The organism is Alteromonas sp. 07-89-2 (assembly GCF_013113925.1).
GTDB classification, from domain to species: domain Bacteria; phylum Pseudomonadota; class Gammaproteobacteria; order Enterobacterales; family Alteromonadaceae; genus Alteromonas; species Alteromonas macleodii.
This window is the reverse complement of the sequence record NZ_VTYM01000005.1, coordinates 158918-183237: the sequence shown is the minus strand read 5'-3', so window position 1 is coordinate 183237 and position 24320 is coordinate 158918. Positions and strand designations below refer to the sequence as shown.

Genomic DNA, 24320 nt, shown 5'->3' with positions numbered 1-24320 from the left:
AACAGAAACACACAAAAAACGCCCGATACAGGCTCTGTTTAGGAGTCATGCATCGGGCGTTTTCTTTTGTAGTTCGAGACTATCCGCGAGGATTGGTATTACGCTTAATCTCGCGTAATTTGCATATTATCAATTAAGCGTGTCTTGCCCATAAACATAGCAACAAGCAGAACTAATTCTTTGTCGCTATCGTTAGCTGGTTCAAAGGTGGCGGCGTTAACTACCTGACAGTAGTCTTTCTTAAAGCCTTTTGCTTCAAGGTTACTGACCATGGCATTTTCAAGCTGAACAAAGTCGGTGTTACCACTTTCTATGCCCGCTTTTAAGCGCTGCATTTCTGCAAAAATAGCACTCGCCGTCGCTTTTTCAGTGTCTGTCAGGTAGCCATTTCTAGAGCTCATTGCTAGGCCTGACGTCTCGCGCTCAGTAGGCACCCCGTGAACCTTCACTGCCATTGATAAATCGCGAGCTAACGCGCGAATAACTTGTAGCTGCTGGAAGTCTTTTTCACCAAAAAACGCATCGTCTGGCTGTACCATGTTGAAAAGCTTGGTCACCACGGTAGCTACGCCGCGAAAATGGCCTGGGCGACTCGCGCCACAATGCGAGCCTGAAATGCCGGGCACTTCAACGAACGTCTGCGCATCCAGACCTGCCGGATACATTTCCGCTACGCTAGGTAAAAACACCGCGTCTGCACCCACAGAAATAAGCTTAGCTTTATCTTCTTCGATAGTGCGTGGATAGGCGTCTAAATCTTCGTTCGCGCCAAACTGCATGGGATTAACAAAAATGCTAACCACGACTTTGTCGTTGTGCGCTTTCGCTTTTTTAACTAGTTTGAGATGACCATCGTGCAGGTTGCCCATAGTGGGTACAAAACCTACGGTTTCACCATTACGTCGCCATGCGTTCACCGTGCTGCGTAATGCTGAAATACTATCAACCACCTTCATAATTTACCTCATTACTCGAAGCTGTGTTCAGCCGATGGGAACGCACCGCTTTGCACATCTTCAATATATTTTGATACTGCTTTGCGCATATCGCCGGTTTCTACAAGGTAGTTCTTTGAAAACTTCGGCATGTAGTTCGCGCTGATGCCAAACATGTCGTGCATCACCAGAATTTGACCGTCGGTATCTTTGCCTGCGCCTATACCGATTACCGGTATGGTTAGGGCTTCGCTAACCGCTTTGCCTAGCGATGAAGGCACGCACTCAAGTACCAGTAACTGAATACCGGCTTCTTCTAATGCCTTTGCTTCACTAAGCAGCTTTTCTGCTTGGCTTGCTTCGCGGCCTTGTACTTTAAAACCACCGAAAACGTGCACTGACTGAGGCGTTAAGCCTAAATGGCCACACACAGGTACGCCACGCAGGTTTAAGCCTTTGATGGTGTCGCACAACCAGCTTCCACCTTCCATCTTAACCATACTTGCACCTGCAGCCATAAGCTTTGCTGCATTGGTGTAGGTTTGCTCAGGAGTGGCGTAAGACATAAACGGCATATCGGCTAATACGAAGGCGCGTTCAGTGCCGCGACGCACACTTTTCGTGTGGTAGGCAATGTCATCGATGGTTACCGGTAGGGTGTCGTCTTCACCTTGAAGGACCATGCCTAAAGAGTCGCCAATAAGAAGGGCGTCAACACCTTGTTCGTCGAACATTTTGGCGAAGCTGGCGTCGTAAGCGGTTAAAGAGGTGATCTTTTCCCCGGCCTGCTTTTTCTTAAGCAAGCCCGATACAGTTACTTTCTTCATGACATGTCTCAGATTGATATTGTTGGTATCGTGTGGCGAACTATACGGATTTTGCCGCTAATTGGAAGAGCGCAGGCGACGAAGTCCATCCAGCGAGCAGTTAGCGACCCATGCCGAAATGGGTTTGCCATCGTGCATAACCATATTGGGCGCAATTTCAAACAGCGGCACCATAACGAACTCGCGTTCTGCCATGCCGTAATGGGGAATGATTAAGTCTGCGGTGTCGATGGTTTCGCTGCCGTACAACAAAATATCCAAATCCAACGTGCGTGGTCCCCACCGCTCACCTTTGCGCTCACGGCCTTCTTCCAGCTCAATGCGTTGCAGCTGCTTCAATAAGCCGTGCGGCTTTAACGAGGTCTCAATTAAGCACACCGCGTTAATATAGTCAGGTTGGTCTTGCGGCCCCATCGGTTTACTAGAATAAAGTGAAGAGGTTTTAAGTACGCGGGTGTCTTCGATTTGACCTATCGCATCAAACGCGCGCTGGGCTTTTCCTTGGCAATCGCCGAGGTTGCTACCTACACCAATGTACACATGTTCTTTATGCATCAGGACCTCGCTTCGCTGGTTTACGCTTGCGCTTACGCGGGGCACCTTTTGCGCCGCCTTCGCTTTTGCGAAGGGCGTTAAGCATGCCTTTCTGCTTACCGTTGTCAGCGTGCTGGAAGTGCGTCCACCACTGAGCTAATTCAAGGAGATCGCCACCTTCGATTTGGCCTCGGGCAAGTAAAAAGTCATAGCCAGCTCTAAATTTAGGGTGCGTGAGCAATTGGAAAGCGCGACGGCCAAAGCGCTTAGGTAGACGTTGCTGTAAAATCCAGATGTCCCGCACCACGGTAGAAAAGCGTTTAGGGATCATAATACGTTGCGTTTGACGGGCGATAACCTCGCCTGACGCAATATTAAATGCATCGTGAGCATTTAAGCCAGAATCGCTTTGTAAGCGTTGTGACTCTTCTTCAACCGGATACCAGAGTAGTGCGGCATAAAGGAACGCTGGCGTAACTCGCTGGTCGCTATTAATACGCTCGTCGGTATTGGCAAGTACGCGACGTACAAACTGCATTTCACGGCTGTTTTCATCTTTCAAAAACGGCGTTAGCTGAGGGAACAAAGGCTCGATTAAGCCGTATTCGTGCAGCATTAAGAAAGTTTCTTCTCCCTTACCCGATAAAAACAGTTTAAGGGTTTCTTCAAACAAGCGCGCAGGTGGAATGTTCTGTAAAAGGTTGGCCAGAGATTTAATCGGTGCAGCGGTTTTTGCTTCAATGCGCATGCCAAGCTTAACGGCAAAGCGCACCGCACGTAACATGCGTACCGGATCTTCACGGTAGCGTGTTTCCGGGTCGCCAATAAGCTCAACTTCTCGTTTTTCTATGGCGGCTAAGCCATTAGCGAAGTCTTTTACCGTAAAGTCTGCCACGCTGTAATACATGGCGTTAAAGGTAAAGTCACGGCGTTCAGCATCTTCTTCAATGGTGCCAAATACGTTATCGCGTACTAATTGACCGTGAGCGTCGCGCTTTGCGACAGCCTTGCCCTTGGGAAGGTTTTCGTCTTCGTCAGTCTCTTGGTGATGCCCACGGAACGTGGCAACTTCAATGATTTCACGGCCAAATACAATGTGGGCCAAGCGAAATCGCCTGCCGATAAGGCGGCAATTTCTGAACAAGCCTTTAATTTGTTCAGGTGTGGCGTTCGTCACCACGTCGAAATCTTTTGGTTCGTGACCCATCAAAATGTCGCGTACACAGCCTCCTACCAAATAGGATTCGAAGCCAGCTCCATTAAGGCGATACATTACTTTCAATGCATTTGCGCTTACGTCTTCGCGAGATATACCGTGTTCTCCACGGGTCATAGTCCTTGGCTTTAAAGCGTTAGGAGACGAACTCTCTTTTGAAAAAGCGCGCTTAACAGATTTAAAAACACGATGAATGATGATGGTATCTCCGCAGACTATAAAGGTTCGCTATAATAAGTGGATTCATGCTGTGGAACAATAATTTCGGGTGTTTTCACTACTTTTTTCCTATCCCACATTGAAATAGCCGTCTTAAGCGCCAAATCAATATCACCAAATTCTGACGCATTTGGAAAGGAAAAGCCCAAAAAGTGCATCACACGCACGAGGTTATCTAAAGCTGTTTCGTTTTTAACCGGCGCTGCACGGTTTTGTTTACTTAGTTTTCTGCCTGGCGCCACGGCAGCGACCGGCACGTGACCGTATTCAGGAGCAGAATAGCCCAGCGTGTGGTACACGGCGCGCTGTAAAGGGGTGACATCAATTAAATCACACCCTCTAATGACATGGTTAACTTGCTGAAATACGTCATCTAAAATCACGACAAGGTTGTACGAAAATAAGCCATCTCGTCGTTTCAGCACTACGTCTTCCGCTAGTAAATCAGTACTTGAATTAGAGGGCATAACTTTGCCCATAAGCACGTCATCAAAGGCTTCAAGTTGCGCATCTACTTTTAAGCGAACGGCACAGTCCTGTGTAGCTGAGTGCACTGGCTCAGTCCGACAGTGGCCGTTATAAACACCGCCCATGGCTTTAATTTGCTTACGTGTGCAGGTACAAAAATAGGCTTTTTCTTGTGTAAGCAAGTCATCGAGAACCGCTTGATAACGGGCATGTTGTTGGCTTTGATAGATGACGTCGCCGTCCCAATACAGGCCGTGGGCTTCTAGGGTAGTGAGTATGTCTTTATCTACACCTTCAATACAGCGCGGCTCGTCTATATCTTCCATGCGTAACAGCCATTTTCCGTTATGGCTTTTAGCATCTAGGTAGCTGGCAACAGCGGTAACTAACGAACCGAAGTGAAGTTGGCCGGATGGAGAGGGAGCAAAGCGCCCTACATAGTGGTTATGCATAATAAAGGCTTAACAAAAAGCCCCATCTTTTCGGGATGAGGCTTTCTATATCAACGTAATCGAGGCTAGTAACTTAACCTTGAAGTTGTTTTTCTTTAATTTCAGCCATGGTCTTACAGTCGATACATAAATCTGCTGTAGGACGAGCTTCTAAGCGACGAATACCAATTTCGATACCACACTGATCACAGAAGCCGAAATCGTCTTCTTCAATTCGCTTAAGCGTTTTTTCAATTTTCTTTATTAGCTTACGCTCACGGTCACGTGTACGTAACTCAAGGCTGAACTCTTCTTCTTGAGCTGCACGGTCTACAGGATCAGGGAAGTTTGCTGCTTCATCCTTCATGTGCGTTACTGTACGGTCAACTTCTTCACGAAGTTGGTTGCGCCATGCTTTAAGCAATAGACGGAAGTGCTCCATTTGGGGCTCGCCCATGTACTCTTCGTCAGCTTTTGGCTCGTACGGCTGTAAACCTGCCAGCGCTAATAGTCCTAGGGATTTTGTTTCTTTTCCTGTTGGCATCTGCCACATCTCCTACACTACGACATCCATCTTGTCCTGATTGGACCGATATCTATATCAGACTCGACAACTTCAGGCAATCAATCGTGTCTATGTAATTATTATGCTGGTGTATTGCTTTCATAAATTAGCCAGGTGTTTTCATTTAACCAGTTGGCTACCAGCAAACGCATTAGTGCGTTGTCCCACTAAAACAAGGCGCAAATATGAAGCCGAAATGAAAAAAATCAACCTATTTTTTATAAAATCAAAGGGAGTGTTTGATTTAATAGGATTTTTTGTTCGTCTATTATACAGCTTGCTGCTAAAACTGTTACACCAGCGTCAGCGGCAATCTTTACGCTTTCTGCATAAGTTGGATCAATATGCTCAGCCACTTGAACGCTTTCTATAGCAGTGTGTTGTACACAGAATAATAGACTGGTTTTTATACCACTGTCAGATAAACGAGCAAGTTCTAGACAGTGCTTCGCGCCGCGTTGAGTGACTGCGTCGGGGAAGAACCCTTTGTTTTCATCTGCTAAGGTGACGGATTTAACTTCCATATACTCAGTAACACTCTGATGTTCGGCATTTTTTCGGGTTAATGCAAAGTCGAACCGGCTATTGGCGGTTGGCGGTGTTACTTCTGCTTTCCAATCTGTGATGTCTGAAAATTCGCTTAGCACCTTGTTATCTAGCGCTTCCGCCACCAGTTTATTAGCATTGTGCGTATTAATGCCGATGAAGTGACCATCAAATGTTTGGGCTAGCTCCCATGTATACTTGAGTTTTCGATTTGGGTTGATGGACTCACTTAAAAAGACAGTGTATCCAGGAACAGCACAACCAGTCATAGCGCCAGTATTTGGGCAATGTGCAGTTACAATAGTGCCGTCGTCTAACTCAACATCGGCAAGAAATCGCTTGTACCTTTTTATAAGGGTGCCGCGTAATAAGGAAGGTGAAAACTTCATGTGTCGCCTTTTTTAGAATGTAGGTGAAAACACGTTAGTGTGTTTCGCTAATTGATATGTGTGCTTTTGAACGAGCACATATAGCGTATGCGCTTAGCGAACAACAAGCGCAGTAAACAAGGCGCCAAAGAGTAACAAACATTTGTGCAAGCGCAAAAAGCGCTTTGCAATAATATAACGATGTAATAAGGAATAAAACGCGATGGCAGAATTTACCGTTAGCCTTTCTAGAAACAGTGCTGAAACAGTGTGGGGCGAGAGTGCTAAGCTTTCTTTCACTGAATCAGGTGCAGTTATTCACCTGCCTGACGACAAGCTTAATGAGCGTTTAATTCAGCAAGCGGCAAGAAAGCTAGATGGCTTAAGCCTGCCAGCAGTTACGCTAAGCGGTGATTGGCACAAAGAGCAGCAGTGGGCTTTTGCACTAAGCTTTACGCGCGCGCGCAAGCCAGCATCAATAAAATGGGCCGAAACGGCTGACAAAGAAGCGCTAGAGCAAGAATATGCGGCGTTACTATTTACCCGTCAGCTGGTAAACGAAACACCTGAAGATCTAAGCCCTGAAACCTTAGCAACCCGAGCAGCACAGTGGCTTAAGTCACTGGGTGGTGACAAGGTAACCTACTCAATGACGGTAGGTGAAGATCTTAAAGAGCAGGGCTGGATTGGCATTTATAATGTGGGCCGCGGTAGTGAACGTCCGCCTGCAATGCTGGTACTTGATTACAACCCAACAGGTAATGCAGATGCGCCCGTTGATGCCGTGCTAGTTGGAAAAGGCATCACCTTCGACAGCGGTGGCTACAGCATTAAATCAAGCGAAGGCATGTTAGATATGAAATGTGACATGGGCGGCGCAGCGACGGTAACAGGGGCACTAGGGCTATCTATTTCTCAAGGCAGTGAAAAGCGTATTCAGCTTATTTTATGCTGTGCAGAAAACCTTATTAGCGGTCACGCTTATAAGTTGGGTGATGTGCTTACCTATAAAAATGGGGTAACCGTTGAAGTGGTTAATACCGATGCTGAGGGACGTTTAGTGTTGGCTGATGGCCTTATGGCGGCAACAGAGACGGGCGCACCGCTGATTATTGATGCAGCAACGCTAACCGGTGCTGCAGTGGTTGCACTGGGTTCTGACTACCATGGCGTATTCTCGTTAGATGATAATGCCCGCGAACAAATGCTTAAAGCAGCAAAGGCAGAAAACGAACGTTTTTGGCCGCTACCACTTGAAGATTTCCACGCAGAGCGCTGTCCATCGGCGTTCGCAGATACAGCAAACAGTCGCCCGATGAAAGGTGGCGGTGGTGGCGGTGCATCAAACGCTGCGGGCTTCTTATCACGCTTTGTTAAGCCAGAAGGCTGGGTACATTTGGATTTAGCCGCTGCTTACCATGGCGGGGCAACATCTGAAATGCCGGTAGGGGCAACAGCGAAAGGTATTCGCTCGATTGCGAGAATGCTGAAAGACTTCAGTGCATAAATAAAATAGCGTTCGACGCCCTAACGGCTGTCGAACGCTGCTCTATTTTTAAACGTCGCACGTTGTGCCACGTGGATGAGTAGAGGCAAAGCGAATAACGTTACTTGAACTAACGTTGCTTCGCGCAAAAAAATAAAAAGGGCGTGACTTTGCAAAAAATCACGCCCTTTTTCTGTAAATTAGATCCCGCCTAAACGCTCAGCTAGCGTTTTATAGCGTTCAACGTCGCCACTGTCGAAAAGTGGGTTACCGTCGGTGTCTTTATCTTTCGAAACCAAAAGGCTTTCACGCTCAAGGCGCTCTACGCGCACTTCTTGTACGCCAAGAAAAGCAGCCACTTCTTTAACAGTCATCAAACTCATTGCAATATTTCCTATTTTTGGTTGTTCTTATTGAGGATTAACAGGTTCCAACGCCGAACAATGCGCAGAACAAAACGTTAAACAAAATGATGTTACCCACTATTACATCAAAAGCTCTGGAGATAAGACATTATCCAAAAGGTGTAGAAAAAGCCAATTGGGCTGTTTGAATTCTGACCGTGAATAAGGCGAAAACACCGCTTAGAAATGACAAACACTTCTCCCTACGCTTTAGTAAAGCGCACTTTCGTTATTTTTCGAGTATTTTTTGCAGGCTCTAGATAAATGAAAAACAATCATGCCTTAAAAGGTGTTTTTAACTAAGTCAGCTTGGTTTACCATTGCGCGCCTAAAACGACCATCTGTAAGAACTTTGAGTTATACTCAATGGTTTACGCGCAAACGGGCTTAGCCTCACAACCGGAGACAGTAAAAAAATGGATACTTGGTCTGCTGCCATCATGCTCTTTTTGATCATGGATCCCTTAGGTAACCTCCCTGTGTTCATGTCGGTACTCAAATCGATAGAACCAAAGCGTCGTCAAGTCATCCTAATTCGAGAATTATTATTCGCTCTTGGCATCCTGTTTCTCTTTTTGTTCAGTGGCCAATCGGTTCTCAATTTTCTGAACGTGGAACAAGAGACTGTAAGTATCGCTGGGGGAATTATTCTGTTCCTTATTGCGCTTAAAATGATTTTTCCATCATCTGGCAACCCCAGTGGATTAGCTGTAGGTGAAGAACCTTTTCTAGTACCTCTAGCTATTCCTATGATAGCGGGCCCTTCAACGCTGGCTGCGCTTATTCTTCTTGCCAACCAAGCGCCAGACAGAATGGCTGACTGGTCGATTGCGCTTGCGGCTTCATGGTCGATAAGCGCAGTGATCTTACTATTTTCAAATGTGTTCCATAAAATTCTGGGGGAGCGCGGTCTAGTTGCGATGGAGCGATTAATGGGTATGATCCTAGTTATGATTGCTATCCAAATGTTGCTGGATGGCGTTACCCAATATTTCATGCATGCCACTGGAGCCCTTTAAATGGCAAAGCAAAAACTTAATACCTTTGGGCGCGTTCGCGCCTTGGAAGGCTGGAAAGCCGTTGCATTCGGTGCTGCATTACTTGAGCGTATGCTACCCAACTACACGCTTTTCTGTGAATTAACGGAAAGTGGTGATGCAAGCGCATTGCGCAACTGTTTGAATTTGGTGTGGGAAACGTTGAAATCACCCAAGAGCAAATTCAACATTGCGGTACAGCTTGAGAAAGTTGAAGTGGCTACACCTGATACCAGTGAGCATGACAACTATGGCGTTTATCCAGCAATTGATGCAGCTATTGGTCTAGCTGGTTTGCTAAATTTGATGGCAGGCGACGATCCGCAAGGTGCAGTGGTCATCAGCAAGTTATCGCAAGGCAGCGTAGAAGCCTATTTGCTAGAAAGCGAAGAAGCCGATGACGAGACTGTAAAAGGGCATCCGCTGATGGAGTTTGAAGTTGAGGTACAAAACGAATTGCTTGATTATGTAGAGCAAGCCAAATACCCAGCGAAAGCGGCAGATGAAATGAAAGCACTTGCCTTGGAAGCTGGAATCTCCAATATTGGTCTTGAGCTTTAATGACAACGCAACTTGGTCTTGCTTAGGTAAAACGAGCAACAGATCCTTAGCTCTTATGCTCAAAAAAGCCGTGAGCTTAATCATAGGTCACGGCTTATCTCTCCTCAATTGAGGCACTTCAATTGTTATCGATCAACATACCTCAATTAACATATAGCGCAGAGCGCTAGTTTGTTTGTCTTTAATAATTTGCCAATGGGCGGGGAGAGCGGGTGTTGTTAGCGCACTTTCGTGTTCCAGATACACCACGCTACCACTATGAACAAGTTTGTTATCTTCTAGCGCAGCCAGCGTAGGTGCTACCAATGATTTCGCAAAAGGCGGATCGACAAAAACAATATCGTAAGGCGCTTGGCTGATGCCTTTTAAAATACCTAGTGCGTCCCCTTGATGAACGGTTGCTGATGCCAATTCATTTGCTTTTAATAAGGTAAGATTACTTTTTAGCTGGCTTGCTGCCTGTTTATCCAGCTCTATAAAATCACAATGTGCTGCATAGCGAGACAGAGCTTCTAAACCTAACCCACCAGAACCCGCAAATACATCTAAGCAGCGTGCATCGTTTATGTACGGCATTAACCAGTTAAACAAGGTTTCTTTGTTTCTGTCTGTGGTTGGCCTTAACCCTTCTGCATTGAGTACGGGTAACTTTCTACCACGCCATTGGCCACCGATAATGCGTATTTGCCCAGGACCATTTGCGCTTGGGGTTTTCCCTGATTTTTTCCCTTTTTGGGATGAATAAGGTTTTTTTGCAGAAGATGGTGCCCGAGTAGGGCGAGAAACTCGCTTCATAGTGGCTGACAATGGTATCATGCGTTCATACATTAGGCGGCAAGTGTAGCCGAAATTGCTAAGAATTTATAAGGATTTGTCCTAACGATGTCGAAACTTTTTGGCTGGTTCAGTAAGAACAAAAAAGCAGAGAAACAAAAAGCCCAAGCGGAAGAAGAAGCTCGCTTACAGGCAGAAGCTGAAGCAAAGGCGCAAGCGGAAGAAGAGGCGCGCGCCAAGGCAGAGGCTGAAGCACAGGCGAAGGCGCAAGCGGAAGAAGAGGCTCGCGCAAAGGCAGAGGCTGAAGCACAGGCGAAGGCGCAAGCGGAAGAAGAGGCGCGCGCAAAGGCAGAAGCTGAAGCACAGGCGAAGGCCCAAGCGGAAGAAGAAGCCCGCGCAAAGGCAGAAGCTGAAGCACAGGCGAAGGCCCAAGCGGAAGAAGAAGCCCGCGCAAAGGCAGAGGCTGAAGCACAGGCGAAGGCCAAAGCGGAAGAAGAAGCTCGCGCAAAGGCAGAAGCTGAAGCACAGGCGAAGGCTAAAGCGGAAGAAGAAGCTCGCGCAAAGGTAGAAGCTGAAGCACAGGCGAAGGCGCTAGCGGAAGAAGAAGCCCGCGCAAAGGCAGAAGCTGAAGCACAGGCGAAGGCGCAAGCGGAAGAAGAAGCTCGCGCAAAGGCAGAAGCTGAAGCACAGGCGAAGGCGCAAGCGGAAGAAGAAGCTCGCGCAAAGGCAGAAGCTGAAGCACAGGCGAAGGCTAAAGAGGAAGAAGAGGCGCGCGCTAAAGCAGAAGCTGAAGCACAGGCTAAAGCCAAAGCCGAAGAAAAGCCGAAAGAGAAAAAGTCGTTATTTGCACGTTTAAAAGAGAGCCTATCTCGTACAAAAGAGAATTTAGGTAGCGGCATAGTAAGCCTGTTTAAAGGCAAAACCATTGATGATGAGCTCTATGAAGACCTTGAAACGCAGCTGTTAGTCGCTGACGTGGGTATGGACACTACGCAAAAAATCATCGATCACCTCACCGACAGTGCTTCTCGAAAAGATTTAAAAGATGCCGAAGCCTTGCTGGACATCATGAAGCAACAAATGTCAGGCATGTTGTCTCAAGTGAATCAGCCTCTGTCAGAAGTGATGCAGGCTCATGATTCCAGTGAAGGTCCATTCGTTATCTTAATGGTTGGCGTAAATGGCGTAGGTAAAACCACAACTATTGGTAAGCTAGCTAAGCAGTTCCAGCAAGAAGGTAAGAAAGTGATGCTTGCTGCGGGTGATACCTTCAGAGCAGCGGCGGTTGAACAGCTACAAGTATGGGGCGAACGCAACGATATTCCTGTAATTGCACAGCACACCGGCGCTGACAGTGCGTCTGTACTTTACGATGCACTGGAAGCAGCGAAGTCGCGCGGCACAGATATCCTTATTGCCGACACGGCAGGGCGCTTGCAAAATAAGAACAACTTGATGGAAGAGCTTAAGAAAGTGGTTCGCGTAATGAAGAAAATTAATCCGAATGCGCCTCACGAAGTTATGCTTACATTGGATGCAGGTACAGGGCAAAACGCCATTAGCCAAGCCAAGTTGTTTAATGAAGCCGTGGGCTTAACAGGTATCACACTAACCAAGTTAGACGGCACAGCCAAAGGCGGTGTTATATTCTCTATTGCCGATAAGTTCAAAATTCCTATAAGGTATATAGGTGTTGGCGAAAGCATTGATGATTTACGCCAGTTTGACGGACAAGAATTTATTGATGCGTTGTTTAGCGAAATGGACACACCTGAAAGCTAAAACCAGCGAAGCGGTAGGGAAAAATAATGATAAAGTTTGAGCAGGTAAGCAAAACCTATCCGGGCGGACAACGTGCGCTAAGCAAGGTGAATTTTCATATTGCGCCGGGTGAAATGGCCTTTTTAACAGGGCATTCTGGCGCAGGAAAAAGCACGCTACTTAAACTTATCAGCCTAATGGAGCGCCCAACAGTAGGGCGCGTTCTTATTAATGGCCACGACCTTAACGCTATTACCCGTCGAGATATTGCCTATATACGCCGCGATATCGGCATGATCTTCCAAAGTCACCAGCTGCTGATGGACAAGTCGGTTTTTGACAACGTGGCGTTACCGCTAGTCATTGAGGGTTACACCCACAAAGAAATTCGCAAGCGCGTAGAAGCTGCGCTTGAAATGGTAGGACTAAGAGACAAAGCGCGTTGCCTGCCTATTACGTTGTCTGGTGGTGAGCAGCAGCGAGTGGGGATCGCGCGAGCAGTAGTAAATAAACCCCCGTTACTGCTGGCAGACGAACCGACCGGTAACCTCGACCCCAAGCTTTCCATGGAAATCATTCGCCTGTTTGAAGACTTCAATCAAGCAGGCGTGTCAGTACTTATTGCAACCCATGATTTAGGGTTGATTGCTCGCATGCGTTATCGCACGCTGACCCTCAAAAATGGTCAAATGATCACCGATGGCCTTACTGACGACCTTGATGGCACAAGTTCAGCCAGCAGTGAAGGAGCCTGGTCATGAGTATTTTGTTTAAAGGGCGTGCAAAAGGGGCGTCTTCTGCCAAAGTGGGCTTTATCCAATCTATTGTGATGTTCTTTGTCAGCCATGTGCGCCAAGCGCTGGCGAGTCTTGGTGAGCTGTGGCGTCAGCCGCTGGCATCCTTAATGACTATTGGGGTACTAGGCCTGAGTATTACGCTACCTAGTACGCTTTACATCATGGTGAAAAATACTGAGAAAATTACAGCAGGCTGGGATCAGGCGTCAGAAATATCTCTGTTTTTAAAGCCAGATATCAACGCGGCAAGTTCGCAACAGCTGGTGGCACGATTAAATAGCTGGTCTGAAATAGACAGCGTTGTTTATATTCCAGCGGATGATGCGCTTAAAGAATTTCAGCACTTGTCAGGATTGGGCGATGCTATCGCCTATCTAGAGAAAAACCCACTGCCTGATGTAGTGCTAGTAACGCCAAACGAAAAACACGCGTCGCCGACGGCAGCCAAAGCACTGCTAGATAAGTTGCGACAGCAGCGTGAAGTTGATATAGGTAAACTGGATATCGAATGGTTAGAGCGTTTATATGCCGTTATCGATATTGCCAGAGACTTGGTTACGCTAATAGGATTGCTACTTTTCATCGCCGTTGTATTAATTATTGGTAACACCATTCGTCTGAATATTTTGAACAAGTACGACGAAATCGTAGTGATGAAGCTGGTTGGCGCAACCGATGCGTTTATCCATCGCCCGTTTTTATATACAGGCTTCTGGTATGGCCTACTGGGCGGATTGATGGCGTGGTTTGCCGTTATTATCATACTATGGTGGATGGATAGCAGCATCACCACGTTTGCCGCTATGTATCAGAAGGATTTCAATATCACCGGGTTAACCGGTTCTGCATTGCTGACAATGCTGGGACTATCAGTGCTGCTTGGTTTACTGGGCTCACTTATCTCTGTGCAGCGTCATGTAAGGGAAATAGAGCCCAAGTAATCGTAGACGTGAGTATACTCACACGCCTACAGTGCGAAATATATAGGTGCACTGTATGACGTTATTGGCGGTAAGTAGGCGTGTTCTTAGTTTTGTACTTAAGCTATCGCACGGGGATAGTGTGAGGAGATAGCGCTGCGCACTCCATTGCCCCAAATGATGGCTTGGTTATACAGCATATGCAGCTGCTTCTGGTCAATATTAAGCACTTTAGCTTGTTTTATGACATTCATCCAAAGGGCGCTTTCAAAGGCGCGAACCAAAGTCATATAGCTGTTCATTTCTAAGTTCTTGCCAAGTAGTGCATCGTTAACCTCATCGGAAAGCGGCAGCTGCTTTACAATGTCTGTCATAGACTGATCAAGTAACCCTTCAAGAAGCGAAAATAAACCAACCAAAAAGGAGATGGGCGGATTATTTCTAAGACCTCTACGCTCAGCAAGTAAGTCGAAAAACTTAGCGCGAACTAACGACATATGAATGATTTCAAGGGGCTTTTCGTCGCCTAAGTTAGTTAAACTTAACAAAGCGATGAATTTCTTAATCTCTACTTCACCCATGTAATTAAGCGCGTGCTTTAGTGATGTAATTTTGAAACGCTTATTAATAGTGGGGTTATTGATAAACTTCAGCAATAAGAAGCTTAAGGTGGCGTCTCTCTCTATAATTTGGCTGATACGGTCTATGTCAAAGTCGCTGCTAGAGCTTTCGCCCATCAAATCAACAATGTTCATTTTAGACGCAGGAAGCTGTCGTAGAATACGCGCTTCCGGTTGCGAGAAAAAATAACCTTGGAAGAAGTCGAAACCCAAATCTACGCACGTTGAAAAATTATCTTGCGTATCAACCTGTTCCGCCACTAATTGCACGTTCGCATCGTGATAGCGCGGAATGTGCTTTTCAATGGTTTCAAAGCGGGTTTTTGTCACATCGACTTTCACAATATCGATAAGAGGAAATATGTCGTGTTTTGAACCCACCATCATAGGGTCATCGATAGCTAGCTTGAAGCCAAGTTGCTTTATGTGCTGGCATGCTTCGAATAGGCCGCTGGTGTTGTCGGTTGGATCAGCTAGTTCAACCACTACCGACTCAGGGTTAAGCGATGTAGGAAAGCGGGAAATAATTGTATCTGACGAGAACGTGATAAAAGACGTTTTTTCGCCGCTGATATCATCAAGCCCAAGTGGATGGAAGTGCTCAGAAATATACTTAGCTTTCTCTTCGTTATGTTCCGGATAAGCACCAGACTTGCCATCTCTGAACAGAAGCTCATAGGCGAAAACACTTTTGCTTTTATCTAAAATAGGCTGGCGAGCTATAAACGCGAACATAATCTATTCCTGATACAACACGGTTAAGGTTATTTTTATTGTTATATTTAGAGGCTTAGCTAGCGCTACGTCACACGCTAAGGTTAGGTGTTCTTCAATGTGTAATCCAAAAGAACTGACCCTAGTCTATGATATGTAAGCGCAATCTAACAACTATTCAACGATTAATTTCACATCAACTGGCGTAATCGAAGGTTTAGTTGTCGTTCAAAGCGGCCTTATGAATGTGTTTAGCCCACTTTATCGCTTCGTTGTAATAACTATGCAGAAGACTCTGTTTAACACCATACTTTGTTGCAAATTGCTGAATGCCCGTCCATTTAGCTCTTTCAAAGAATTGTGACAGCGTCAGGCAGTTGCGAAGCACACCAGGGCTTCCGCACAGGGCATCTTTAACGTCGTCACTAATTGGAACCTTGCTGACCAAATCGTCAATTCGCTGTTCCATCATGGCATCAAGCAAAGAAAGCAGGCCAGTAAGAAAACCTTTTAACGGGTCATCGGCACCTTTGAGCTGCGTGTAGACCAGTTCACAAAACTTTGCGCGAACAAGCGCCATTTGCATTAGCTCAGTAGGCTGACCATCGCTTAGGTTTGCAAGAGCCAGCAGTGATATGAACTTCTTCACTTCTACTTCGCCCATAAAGGTTAACGCGTGTTTAAGTGACGTTATTTTATGTCGCTTGTTGACCAGAGGATTGTTGATAAACCGCAGTAGCAAGTAGGTAAGCGAGGGATCTCGTTCAATGATTTTGTTTACTTCATCGAAATTAAGCTTTGCTTGGCTACTTAGCGTAAGTAACTCCATCATAGTTAGGCTGCTGGGCCCTAACTTTCTGTGCCTTACGATTTCGGGTTTAGCTAGAAAGTATCCTTGGAAATAGTCGAAACCCATGTCTTTGAATTTATTGAATTCTTCATAGGTCTCAATTTTTTCTGCAACCAACTGTATTTTGTTCGACTTGAAGCGTTCGACAAGGGCGGGAATTTTTTCGTGGGGGATCTCTGTAATGTCAATTTTGACTATGCTGGTAAATGGAATGAATGCTTCCCACTTCCCTTTCATGTCATAGTCGTCAAGAGCAATAGGATAGCCAAGACCTCGAATATGTTTGCAAGCGGCTACCAGCGCATCATCAACGTCAACGGTTTCTACAATCTCAATGACCACTTTCTTGCATCCAGAGAGGTCGGAAAACGAAACATAAGTGTGTCGCGGTGAAAGTTGATGAAGGCTTTCTTATCTCCGGTTATCTCCTCAATACCTAAGCTTAAATGGGTAGAGGTAAGAATTTTCGAGGTAGCCTCGTCAGGAGGTATATCGGGAAAGCAGTTATCTTCTCCAACACGAAAAAGTAGTTCATAGGCGTAAACTTCTCTGTTTACATTAAATATGGGCTGTCTAGCGACGTAAGCAAACATCAAGATCCTCTTTGCTTCACTTGCCTTACTCCTTTCCTTAAGTATTTCCCTTCCAGTCTTTTATAATTGTTGTCTGGAAAATGCTGTACAGCGGTTGTAGTGCAAAATCGATTAATTCAATCTATTATTTTCAGTTTCCAGCCAGAAAAGCAAGGTATAAGATGACATATACAAGGTTTATACACTGTATTGACGCGTAGGCACCTTGCTGACTTATCTTAGATATAGTGAAAATCTTATGTTTTGGGTAACTAGCGTGTAATAAATAAGCGTTGGATTTCATACCAGTGAGATTAGCCTTCACTTTGGTATGTGTAATTAAAGTATAATGATGTAGTGGTTAAATGACCGACCCAAAGGCACGATGCCAAAAAGCGCAGCGTGTCATTCGATGTGAAGTCGATAGTCTAGGCTTAGTGTTTGCGGTGAATGCATTCGTAAATGGACCGCAAGCTTAAAAGTTGAACTTTTTTTCTTTATTTAGGTCTTGATATTGTAGAAATAGTCACTATACCTACATATCGGTTAGACTTCATATCTTAATTAGGTCTCGCGCAGCTTCGGTTACTTTGCTAATATGAAGCGGCAATAAATGAGGTGAACAATGAGCAACAATTTGCAATCTATGGCCCTGTCAGTGCCACACAGCGGTAGCATTGAAGGCTACATCCAAGCTGTAAGCAGCATTGATATGCTTAGCGCTGAGGAAGAGCGCGAGTTGGCAGTGCGCCTTCGCGAAGACGAAGACTTACAAGCCGCTCGTAAGCTAGTAATGTCACATCTTCGTTTTGTAGTGCACATTGCAAAATCTTACTCAGGTTATGGCTTACCACAAGCCGACTTAATTCAAGAAGGTAACATCGGTCTGATGAAAGCCGTTAAGCGTTTCGACCCAACGGTGGGCGTACGTTTGGTTTCTTTCGCGGTACATTGGATCAAAGCAGAAATTCATGAGTTTGTACTTAAAAACTGGCGAATAGTGAAAGTTGCGACAACCAAAGCGCAGCGCAAACTGTTCTTTAACCTTCGTAAGGCGAAGAAGCGTCTTGGTTGGTTTACTCATGACGAAGTGCAAACAGTAGCGAACGAATTGGGTGTGAGTACAAAAGAAGTGCTTCAAATGGAAGCGCGTATGAGCTCTCAAGACCAAGCGTTCGATTTAACTGCGGATGAAGATGAAACAGGTAATTTTGCGCCAGTTCAGTATTTAGAAGACAAATCTTCAGATGTTGAAACTGACGTAATCAACAACGACTGGGATACAGCGGCGAGCAAGCGCTTGTACTCAGCGATTAAAACGCTAGACGAGCGTAGCCAAGATATCATCGAAACTCGTTGGTTAGCAGACAACAAGATTACTCTGCAAGACTTAGCTGATAAATATCAGGTTTCTGCAGAGCGTGTTCGTCAAATTGAAAAGAACGCGATGAAAAAGCTTCAAGCAGCTATGGTCGCGTAGTACACGCAGTGCATAGCTTACAAATAGCTTAACGACGAAAAAAGCGCCTTAACGGCGCTTTTTTTATGAGTGGATTTTTGTTCTCAGTGACGGCTCGTACGAATTAGTGATGATCGCTAATCCGTAACGCTACTCTTCTTCATTTTTAGAGGGAGGAAGTACGTAGAATACCCCTTCAAATTCCGCCACAGGGGTGTCGCCATCTAAAATTGCCACACTCAGCTCAAACCTTGCCTTGTTGTCGTTCTCTAGCGGCTTGAATTTTCCAGACAAGGTTTCAATATTACAGATTGCCCTTGGTTTCATCGTGATGGGTTTGTGGTAATGAATATCACCATCGCCCAATACAATGTCACCGTCTAATCCACGCTCTTTAAGCTGCAAGTAAATCATGCCCCAGCCAGTTAGCGTAGCTAGAGAAAAAATACTGCCAGCAAACATAGTGCCGTGAATATTGATGTTTTTGTTTAATGATGCACGGGTTTCAAGTGTGCGGCCTGTGTACTGGTAAAGCTTAATTCCCATGTGCTCGGTAATGGGAATGGTCTCGGACCATGTCTCTTGCAGCGATTTACACCACTTAGGGTGAAGTACCAATGTGTTATTTTCAGTGAACTTCTTGACCATTTGCTGACGTTTAAGCATGCCTAGCTCGTTAGGCGCTTCACGCTCAACTTCAAAGCCACATGCGCTAAAAAAGTCGATAGATATTTCGCGGCTGTTCGTTACAGCGCGCTCGGCGCCCAAGTCTTTCGCAACGTTTTCTAGTGCGGCCATGATCATTTGGCCTAAGCCCTTGCGTTGATGGCCTGGGTGAACCGCAATGTGACGAATTTGTGCCTCTTCGGCTGTGTTCAAATGAACACGGCCGCAAGCTACAATTTCGCCATTTCGGTTAGTAATAATACGGTGCTCTGCGACTTGCTCATATTCGTCTTTTTCAGAGCCTGGAGGGAAATTCCATGGCTGGCGTAAGTGTTCCCACCGAAAATGAAAATAGGCTTCAAACTCGGCATCGCTTTTTGGTGTGACTACCTTGTACACAATAAACCGGCCTTCTTAAATGAATGAACGAGTATTTAAACGTAAGAATACATGCGGTACAAGCTTAATTATGTAAGCAAGTTTGGGATGCTGACGAAGCGCACGATTTTACCCGCTAAACGCTAAATTGAAAGGTGACGGGGCCGTCATTAATTAGGCCTACTTGCATATCAGCGCCGAACTCGCCGGTGGCCACTACCATACCTTTATCTTTTAAAGACTGAACGAACTTTTCATAAATGGCTTGGCCGTGTTCTGGCGATGCACCGCGTGAAAAACCAGGACGATTACCTTTCTGCGTATCGGCTACGAGTGTGAACTGAGAGACCACCAGTATTTCGCCTCCCACTTGTTCAACATTTAGGTTCATTTTTCCGTCTTCGTCACTGAACATGCGATATCGACAGAGCTTATTTGCTAACTTCTCTATCTCCGCGTCACCGTCTTCTTTCTCAACACCCAAGAGCACCAGCATGCCTTTACCAATTTCGCCAATAAGATTACCGGCAACGGTGACATTGGCTTCCGATACGCGTTGAATTAGTCCTATCACTTCGACGACTCCTGAATAAAGCGAGACATGTCGCGGGTAGCACGGCAGAGCGCGTAACCTATACTAGGCTCGGAAGTACTGTGCCCCGCGTCGGGGATAATTTGTAGCTGACTTTGAGGCCACGCTTTGTGAAGTGCCTCTGCCGCTTCTGTTTTGCAGATCATGTCGTAACGACCATGTACAATTGTCCCAGGAATATGGCTTATTTTGCTAATGTTTTCAAGAATATAGTTTTCATCTAGGAAACATTGATTAGATAGGAAATGGCATTCCAAAGTGGCTAAACAGGTGACCAGCTGCATAGGGTAATTAGTTGTCGAGTCACCCACACCAGGTGGTAGAGTTATACGAGAAAGTCTCTCTTCCCATTGGTACCATCTTTTAAGCGCTGAATGTCTTAGTACATCATTGCTAGAACGCACCATTGCGCTATAGAAATCACACACTGAATTAGAGGTCACAGGCTTAGGCACATCTTTTGTAAATTTCCGGTAATACTCGGGAAATAACTGAGCTGCACAGCCATTTGGCGATAAAAACCAATCCCTGTCTTCCTGTCGAGCTAAAAATACGCCACGTAGAATGAGTCCTGTCACTCGCGGTGTGTACTTTAACGCGTAGAGCAGGGCGAGTGTCGAACCCCACGAACCGCCAAACAAGAGAAATTTTGGAATTGAAAGGTGTGTACGTAATGCTTCAATATCTTCAACATTCGACCAGGTGTCGTTATTTAGCGTGTCAGCTATAGGCGTAGAGCGGCCGCAACCACGTTGCTCATAGCCGACAATGCGATACTTATTGCTGTCAAAAAAGCATTTGTAATTAGGGGGTAAGCCTGCACCTGGGCCTCCGTGAATAAAGAGCACGGGGATGCCATTTGGATTACCACTTTGCTCGAAGTAAAGCGAATGCCCACTTCCCACTTCGATAAATCCATTTTCATAGTAGGTAACATCGGGGTAAAGTCGTTTCATTTTGTTTCTGCGCGTTGTGTGAGTGCCTGTTTTAGTTTAGTTTATTGTTATACAAACGGTTGCGTGCTGACTGCTTCAACGCTTTTTATGCTTGTAAAATAAGCGATAAATCTTAAGTGTATACTATAGAACAAGTGTCATTACGTGCTAGCTAATCATATTATAGTCATAAATGCGAGGATGTTTATATGGCAGGTCAAGGATCGGGCGGTAATGTAATCGCCGCAATTTGTAACTTCTTTATTCCTGGTTTAGGTCATTTGGTTCAAGGCAGAATACTGGGCGCGCTGTTCTATTTCATTACCGTAGGTGTGTGCTATGCCCTGGCTGCGACCGTCGTTCTTGCTATCGTATTCTGGCCATTAGGTGCCATTTTGCATCTAATCAGTATTATAAGCGCAGCGCGCTTTAGAGGTGGAGTAACCGCATGAAGCTACTTGCATCAGCATTTGTTGCTATGCTTGCCCTTAGTGGGTGTCAGTCTGCATATTACGCAGCATGGGAAAAGGTGGGCGTTGAAAAGCGTGATATCTTAGTAGACCGCGTTGAAAACGCGAAAGAATCACAAGAAGACGCTCAAGAGCAGTTTAATTCGGCGCTGGAGGCATTCAGCGCGGCCGTTGCATTTGATGGCGGTGAACTTGAAGATGTTTACAATCGATTAAACGGTCAGTACGAAGATAGTGTTGCCGCCTCGGAAGAAGTGAGTTCACGTATAGACAAGGTGGAAAGTGTAGCTGAGGCTTTATTCGATGAATGGTCTGAAGAGCTAGAGAAGTATGAGAACGCATCGCTGAAGCGAGATAGTGCGGCGAAGCTTCGCGAAACTAAACGTCGTTACGCTTCACTAATGACGGCTATGCGCAAAGCGGAAAGTAAAATGCCGCCGGTATTAAGCGCGCTTCAAGATAATGTGCTGTACTTGAAGCACAATTTAAATGCCAGCGCGATAGGCGCGCTGCAGGGCGAGCTCTCTACTATCGAGAACAACGTCGCTCAGCTTATCAGACAAATGAATTCTGCTATTGCAGAGTCTGATGCGTTTATTTCTTCAATGAAAAACTAGCTTTTAAGCAGTAATATATAGAGAGGGAGCGAGAAGCTCCCTTTTTTATTTTAAACATGTGGGCTAATTATTCTTGAGGGACTTTGCGCGGTTCGTTTTCTGCTTTACGGTTTTCGAAAGCTTCGCCTAGACTGCACGTAAACTCTGCACCAAACAGCACAATTATCCACGACAAGTACACCCATAAAAACAGAATAGGCACCACTGCAAGCGCGCCATAAATAAGTTCGTACGAGGGGAAGTTTGTAACATAAAGTGCAAAACCTGACTTAGTAATTTCAAAAGCAATAGTGGCTACAATGGCACCTACGAAAGCATGACGAGCAAACACTCGTCTATTCGGCACCACCATGTATAAAATGGTGAATGCAAGCATGGCTGCACCGCTGGGTACAAGGCTGAGTAAGAAAGTACCAAGACCTGGTGTGTATTCTTCAGTGAACGCCGCTAATCCCGTCAAATAAGAACTGACCACCACACTAGAGCCAATCAACATAGGGCCAAGCGTGATTACCATCCAGTAAATAGCAAAGGTATACACAATAGGTCTGTCACTTTGCGTGCGCCAAATTCTATTTAAGGTTTTATCTACGTTTGATATGAGCATTAACGCAACGACAAGAAGCGACAAAATACCAATGGCACTCATTTGTGAGGCATTGCCCACAAAATCGGTCATGTATTTATGTACCACATCACTGGCGGTAGGAACAAAGTTGCTAAAAACAAAATGCTCTAGCTTACTTCTTACAGACGCGAAGGCAGGAAAAGCCGACATAATGGTAAAGGTCACCATGATAAATGGTACTAAAGATAACAACGTTACATAGGCTAAGTGCCCAGCAGAGATAGTAATATTGTCTTCTCTACAGCGCTTTATGAAGATGCTAAAGAGATCTCTAACCTGAGGAGTAACATTGTTATATAAGGCTTTAACCTTGTCTAAATCCACTCAATTTCTCCTGACGATACCGTGTAAATGGTAAACAGCGCGGTCTTATCTATGCGGACTGTTATAAAGCATCGATAGTTCATTACATGTTATATCAGATGGTAACTGCGGGCGGCCTTGGTGGCAAAGTTTAATGCAGGCTTTATACAACAAAGGCGCATTGACTGCGCCTATTGAGGAGTGCTTCATTCAAAAATGTCAGCACGATCCTGATTGTTGTATGTATTAAGTGCCTGAGCGCACACCTAGCATGTGACAGATGGCGTAGCTTAATTCACTGCGGTTCAACGTATAGAAATGGAAGTGTTTTACCCCTTCTTTAGCCAATACCTTTACCTGATCCATGGCGATGTTAGCACCTATTAGGTTACGTGTGGCTTGGTCGTCGGCATCAAGGCCGTCGAACATTTTGTGTAACCATCCCGGCACATGAACATTTGTGAACCCCGCAAATTTCACCAGTGTTTGGTAGTTGGTTACCGGCAAAATACCCGGAACGATATCTAAGTCGACACCCGCTGCGGCTGCACGGTCTCTAAATCGAAGGTACACACTCGTATCGAAAAAGAACTGGGTTATCGCTTCTGTGGCACCTGCTTCTGCTTTGCGCTTGAGGTTTAGTAAATCAAACTGCGCATTTGGTGCTTCAGGGTGCTTCTCTGGATAGGCAGCAACAGAAATATCAAAATCGGCAACGTCTTTTAGCAAGGCAACAAGATCAGAGGCATACATCTCTGTTTTCTCTACTCCTGGCGGTAAATCGCCACGAAGCGCAACAATACGGCGAATACCTGAGTCCCAGTAGTCTTTTGCAATTTGCTTAAGCTCATCACGGCTAGCATCAACACAGGTCAAGTGAGGAACCGCCGCGACACCGGTTTGCTGCTGAATGCGTTTTACAACGTCGTGGGTTCTGTCACGCTCACCGCTATTCGCGCCGTAGGTTACCGACATGTAGCTTGGCTTTAGTGGCGCTAGACGTTCAACTGACTTCCACAGGGTCTGTTCCATGGCTTCCGTTTTAGGCGGAAAGAATTCAAAAGATACATCAATATCACGCAGTTCCGACAGGGACTGGTTTAATGCATCGATACCTTGTGCGTAAGAAACCATGGCTTTTTCTCTCAAAAATGTATTCTTATAGACGTTTAGACGTCTAAATTAAAGAATATATGTCTAGACGTCAAGAGGTTTACACTGCTCAATTGACCTTTTCGTGAACTTGTTTAGAATTTCTCTTCATAACATAAAAAAGAGTAGACCGAGTTAGTACAATGGCAGAATGGAACGGTAAATATATTCACCCCTACGCAGAGCATGGCAAGAAGAGCGAACAGGTAAAGAAAGTCACTGTCTCTATACCTATTAATGTGCTTAAGGCGCTTACTGATGAGCGTACTCGCCGCCAAATCAATAATTTGCGTCACGCCACTAATTCAGAACTGTTGTGTGAAGCATTTTTACATGCGTTTACCGGTCAACCATTGCCTAACGATGATGACCTGCGCAAAGACAATCCTAATCGCGTACCGGCTGAAGCAAGACGCATTATGGAAGAAATGGGCATTGATCCAAGCTTCGAAAACGATGTGTCGGAAGACGACTGATATTTGGTATTAAAGAGAAACGGCGCTTTGTTGTAAGTT

The 24320-nt window shown here is 45.6% G+C and carries 25 protein-coding genes and 1 pseudogene; 10 read left to right on the top strand and 16 right to left on the bottom strand.

Annotation, left to right across the window (positions count from 1 at the left end; all coding sequences use genetic code 11):
- Positions 1-104 precede the first annotated feature (104 nt).
- The 7 genes from panC to sfsA all read right to left on the bottom strand — a co-directional run bounded on the left by panC (position 105) and on the right by sfsA (position 6130).
- The gene (panC, locus tag F0261_RS05745) at positions 105-956 is read right to left on the bottom strand and encodes a pantoate--beta-alanine ligase (protein WP_014980495.1); all 852 of its coding nucleotides are present in this window, start codon (positions 954-956) and stop codon (positions 105-107) included.
- Between the two features lie 11 nt (positions 957-967).
- Positions 968-1762, bottom strand: coding sequence for a 3-methyl-2-oxobutanoate hydroxymethyltransferase (panB, locus tag F0261_RS05740; protein WP_014980494.1), 795 nt, complete (start codon positions 1760-1762; stop codon positions 968-970).
- 57 nt (positions 1763-1819) lie between these two features.
- Complete coding sequence (gene folK, locus F0261_RS05735; protein ID WP_014980493.1) at positions 1820-2317, bottom strand: 2-amino-4-hydroxy-6-hydroxymethyldihydropteridine diphosphokinase; 498 nt, start codon at positions 2315-2317, stop codon at positions 1820-1822.
- Complete coding sequence (gene pcnB, locus F0261_RS05730; RefSeq protein WP_171337434.1) at positions 2310-3629, bottom strand: polynucleotide adenylyltransferase PcnB; 1320 nt, start codon at positions 3627-3629, stop codon at positions 2310-2312. The genes folK and pcnB overlap by 8 nt, the downstream gene beginning before the upstream one ends.
- Positions 3630-3727: 98 nt before the next feature.
- On the bottom strand, positions 3728-4651 hold the full coding sequence (gene gluQRS, locus F0261_RS05725; RefSeq protein WP_014980492.1) for a tRNA glutamyl-Q(34) synthetase GluQRS: 924 nt from the start codon (positions 4649-4651) through the stop codon (positions 3728-3730).
- Positions 4652-4724: 73 nt separating this feature from the next.
- A complete protein-coding gene (gene dksA / locus F0261_RS05720) occupies positions 4725-5174 on the bottom strand; it encodes an RNA polymerase-binding protein DksA (RefSeq protein ID WP_014950997.1) in 450 nt (149 codons plus the stop codon).
- A 239-nt stretch (positions 5175-5413) separates the two neighbouring features.
- Positions 5414-6130: a DNA/RNA nuclease SfsA gene (sfsA, locus tag F0261_RS05715; protein WP_171337433.1), complete on the bottom strand. Its 717-nt coding sequence runs from the start codon at positions 6128-6130 to the stop codon at positions 5414-5416.
- Between the two features lie 202 nt (positions 6131-6332).
- Here sfsA and pepB point away from each other — a divergent pair, with 202 nt between their 5' ends.
- Positions 6333-7616, top strand: coding sequence for an aminopeptidase PepB (gene pepB, locus F0261_RS05710; protein ID WP_014977588.1), 1284 nt, complete (start codon positions 6333-6335; stop codon positions 7614-7616).
- 179 nt (positions 7617-7795) lie between these two features.
- Here the strand turns inward: pepB and F0261_RS05705 are convergent, their stop codons facing one another.
- The gene (locus F0261_RS05705; RefSeq protein WP_014950994.1) at positions 7796-7978 is read right to left on the bottom strand and encodes a hypothetical protein; all 183 of its coding nucleotides are present in this window, start codon (positions 7976-7978) and stop codon (positions 7796-7798) included.
- A 437-nt stretch (positions 7979-8415) separates the two neighbouring features.
- Between F0261_RS05705 and F0261_RS05700 the strand changes: the two genes are divergently transcribed.
- Both F0261_RS05700 and F0261_RS05695 read left to right on the top strand, forming a co-directional pair.
- Entirely contained in the window at positions 8416-9018 is a 603-nt protein-coding gene (locus F0261_RS05700; protein ID WP_014977587.1) for a YhgN family NAAT transporter, read from the top strand.
- Positions 9019-9597 (top strand): YjaG family protein, encoded by a 579-nt coding sequence (locus F0261_RS05695; RefSeq protein ID WP_014977586.1) that lies wholly within the window; start codon positions 9019-9021, stop codon positions 9595-9597.
- Positions 9598-9729: 132 nt separating this feature from the next.
- Here F0261_RS05695 and rsmD read toward each other — a convergent pair whose 3' ends face one another.
- The gene (gene rsmD / locus F0261_RS05690) at positions 9730-10413 is read right to left on the bottom strand and encodes a 16S rRNA (guanine(966)-N(2))-methyltransferase RsmD (RefSeq protein ID WP_171337432.1); all 684 of its coding nucleotides are present in this window, start codon (positions 10411-10413) and stop codon (positions 9730-9732) included.
- Positions 10414-10479: 66 nt separating this feature from the next.
- Between rsmD and ftsY the strand changes: the two genes are divergently transcribed.
- The 3 genes from ftsY to ftsX are packed head-to-tail and all read left to right on the top strand — an operon-like array spanning position 10480 to position 13870.
- Positions 10480-12153 (top strand): signal recognition particle-docking protein FtsY, encoded by a 1674-nt coding sequence (gene ftsY, locus F0261_RS05685; protein ID WP_171337431.1) that lies wholly within the window; start codon positions 10480-10482, stop codon positions 12151-12153.
- Between the two features lie 26 nt (positions 12154-12179).
- The gene (gene ftsE, locus F0261_RS05680) at positions 12180-12893 is read left to right on the top strand and encodes a cell division ATP-binding protein FtsE (protein WP_014950991.1); all 714 of its coding nucleotides are present in this window, start codon (positions 12180-12182) and stop codon (positions 12891-12893) included.
- Positions 12890-13870, top strand: a complete 981-nt coding sequence (gene ftsX / locus F0261_RS05675; RefSeq protein WP_014950990.1) for a permease-like cell division protein FtsX — start codon at positions 12890-12892, stop codon at positions 13868-13870. The genes ftsE and ftsX overlap by 4 nt, the downstream gene beginning before the upstream one ends.
- A 98-nt stretch (positions 13871-13968) precedes the next feature.
- Here the strand turns inward: ftsX and F0261_RS05670 are convergent, their stop codons facing one another.
- Complete coding sequence (locus tag F0261_RS05670) at positions 13969-15204, bottom strand: EAL and HDOD domain-containing protein (RefSeq protein WP_014977583.1); 1236 nt, start codon at positions 15202-15204, stop codon at positions 13969-13971.
- A 196-nt stretch (positions 15205-15400) separates the two neighbouring features.
- Positions 15401-16626: pseudogene (locus tag F0261_RS05665) on the bottom strand (EAL and HDOD domain-containing protein).
- A 604-nt stretch (positions 16627-17230) separates the two neighbouring features.
- Between F0261_RS05665 and rpoH the strand changes: the two are divergent.
- On the top strand, positions 17231-18085 hold the full coding sequence (rpoH, locus tag F0261_RS05660; protein WP_014950987.1) for an RNA polymerase sigma factor RpoH: 855 nt from the start codon (positions 17231-17233) through the stop codon (positions 18083-18085).
- A 129-nt stretch (positions 18086-18214) separates the two neighbouring features.
- Here the strand turns inward: rpoH and F0261_RS05655 are convergent, their stop codons facing one another.
- The 3 genes from F0261_RS05655 to pip all read right to left on the bottom strand — a co-directional run bounded on the left by F0261_RS05655 (position 18215) and on the right by pip (position 20656).
- Positions 18215-19129 carry a bifunctional GNAT family N-acetyltransferase/hotdog fold thioesterase gene (locus F0261_RS05655; RefSeq protein ID WP_014950986.1) on the bottom strand — a complete coding sequence of 305 codons (915 nt, stop codon included), beginning with the start codon at positions 19127-19129 and terminating at the stop codon, positions 18215-18217.
- Between the two features lie 115 nt (positions 19130-19244).
- Positions 19245-19682: a D-aminoacyl-tRNA deacylase gene (dtd, locus tag F0261_RS05650; RefSeq protein WP_014977582.1), complete on the bottom strand. Its 438-nt coding sequence runs from the start codon at positions 19680-19682 to the stop codon at positions 19245-19247.
- Positions 19679-20656, bottom strand: a complete 978-nt coding sequence (gene pip / locus F0261_RS05645; RefSeq protein ID WP_014950984.1) for a prolyl aminopeptidase — start codon at positions 20654-20656, stop codon at positions 19679-19681. The genes dtd and pip overlap by 4 nt, the downstream gene beginning before the upstream one ends.
- Positions 20657-20844: 188 nt before the next feature.
- Here pip and F0261_RS05640 point away from each other — a divergent pair, with 188 nt between their 5' ends.
- Positions 20845-21087, top strand: coding sequence for a hypothetical protein (locus F0261_RS05640; RefSeq protein WP_014950983.1), 243 nt, complete (start codon positions 20845-20847; stop codon positions 21085-21087).
- The gene (locus tag F0261_RS05635) at positions 21084-21722 is read left to right on the top strand and encodes a DUF2959 domain-containing protein (protein WP_014950982.1); all 639 of its coding nucleotides are present in this window, start codon (positions 21084-21086) and stop codon (positions 21720-21722) included. Before F0261_RS05640 ends, F0261_RS05635 begins: the two co-directional genes overlap by 4 nt.
- A 67-nt stretch (positions 21723-21789) precedes the next feature.
- On the opposite strand, the gene F0261_RS05630 is transcribed toward F0261_RS05635, so the two are convergent.
- Both F0261_RS05630 and metF read right to left on the bottom strand, forming a co-directional pair.
- Positions 21790-22674, bottom strand: a complete 885-nt coding sequence (locus F0261_RS05630; RefSeq protein ID WP_171337430.1) for a virulence factor BrkB family protein — start codon at positions 22672-22674, stop codon at positions 21790-21792.
- A 225-nt stretch (positions 22675-22899) separates the two neighbouring features.
- Positions 22900-23787, bottom strand: a complete 888-nt coding sequence (metF, locus tag F0261_RS05625; protein ID WP_171337429.1) for a methylenetetrahydrofolate reductase — start codon at positions 23785-23787, stop codon at positions 22900-22902.
- A 161-nt stretch (positions 23788-23948) separates the two neighbouring features.
- Here metF and metJ point away from each other — a divergent pair, with 161 nt between their 5' ends.
- On the top strand, positions 23949-24281 hold the full coding sequence (gene metJ / locus F0261_RS05620; protein WP_014950979.1) for a met regulon transcriptional regulator MetJ: 333 nt from the start codon (positions 23949-23951) through the stop codon (positions 24279-24281).
- The last annotated feature ends 39 nt before the right edge of the window (positions 24282-24320 follow it).

Coding starts and splice junctions, on each gene's coding strand:
- rsmD (WP_171337432.1), bottom strand. CDS start 10,413: ATGATACCATTGTCAGCCACTATGAAGCGAGTTTCTCGCCCTACTCGG.
- folK (WP_014980493.1), bottom strand. CDS start 2,317: ATGCATAAAGAACATGTGTACATTGGTGTAGGTAGCAACCTCGGCGAT.
- F0261_RS05700 (WP_014977587.1), top strand. CDS start 8,416: ATGGATACTTGGTCTGCTGCCATCATGCTCTTTTTGATCATGGATCCC.
- ftsE (WP_014950991.1), top strand. CDS start 12,180: ATGATAAAGTTTGAGCAGGTAAGCAAAACCTATCCGGGCGGACAACGT.
- F0261_RS05705 (WP_014950994.1), bottom strand. CDS start 7,978: ATGAGTTTGATGACTGTTAAAGAAGTGGCTGCTTTTCTTGGCGTACAA.
- sfsA (WP_171337433.1), bottom strand. CDS start 6,130: ATGAAGTTTTCACCTTCCTTATTACGCGGCACCCTTATAAAAAGGTAC.
- metF (WP_171337429.1), bottom strand. CDS start 23,787: ATGGTTTCTTACGCACAAGGTATCGATGCATTAAACCAGTCCCTGTCG.
- pcnB (WP_171337434.1), bottom strand. CDS start 3,629: ATGACCCGTGGAGAACACGGTATATCTCGCGAAGACGTAAGCGCAAAT.
- rpoH (WP_014950987.1), top strand. CDS start 17,231: ATGAGCAACAATTTGCAATCTATGGCCCTGTCAGTGCCACACAGCGGT.
- metJ (WP_014950979.1), top strand. CDS start 23,949: ATGGCAGAATGGAACGGTAAATATATTCACCCCTACGCAGAGCATGGC.
- panB (WP_014980494.1), bottom strand. CDS start 1,762: ATGAAGAAAGTAACTGTATCGGGCTTGCTTAAGAAAAAGCAGGCCGGG.
- F0261_RS05640 (WP_014950983.1), top strand. CDS start 20,845: ATGGCAGGTCAAGGATCGGGCGGTAATGTAATCGCCGCAATTTGTAAC.
- pepB (WP_014977588.1), top strand. CDS start 6,333: ATGGCAGAATTTACCGTTAGCCTTTCTAGAAACAGTGCTGAAACAGTG.
- dksA (WP_014950997.1), bottom strand. CDS start 5,174: ATGCCAACAGGAAAAGAAACAAAATCCCTAGGACTATTAGCGCTGGCA.
- pip (WP_014950984.1), bottom strand. CDS start 20,656: ATGAAACGACTTTACCCCGATGTTACCTACTATGAAAATGGATTTATC.
- ftsX (WP_014950990.1), top strand. CDS start 12,890: ATGAGTATTTTGTTTAAAGGGCGTGCAAAAGGGGCGTCTTCTGCCAAA.
- F0261_RS05695 (WP_014977586.1), top strand. CDS start 9,019: ATGGCAAAGCAAAAACTTAATACCTTTGGGCGCGTTCGCGCCTTGGAA.
- F0261_RS05670 (WP_014977583.1), bottom strand. CDS start 15,204: ATGTTCGCGTTTATAGCTCGCCAGCCTATTTTAGATAAAAGCAAAAGT.
- F0261_RS05635 (WP_014950982.1), top strand. CDS start 21,084: ATGAAGCTACTTGCATCAGCATTTGTTGCTATGCTTGCCCTTAGTGGG.
- ftsY (WP_171337431.1), top strand. CDS start 10,480: ATGTCGAAACTTTTTGGCTGGTTCAGTAAGAACAAAAAAGCAGAGAAA.
- panC (WP_014980495.1), bottom strand. CDS start 956: ATGAAGGTGGTTGATAGTATTTCAGCATTACGCAGCACGGTGAACGCA.
- gluQRS (WP_014980492.1), bottom strand. CDS start 4,651: ATGCATAACCACTATGTAGGGCGCTTTGCTCCCTCTCCATCCGGCCAA.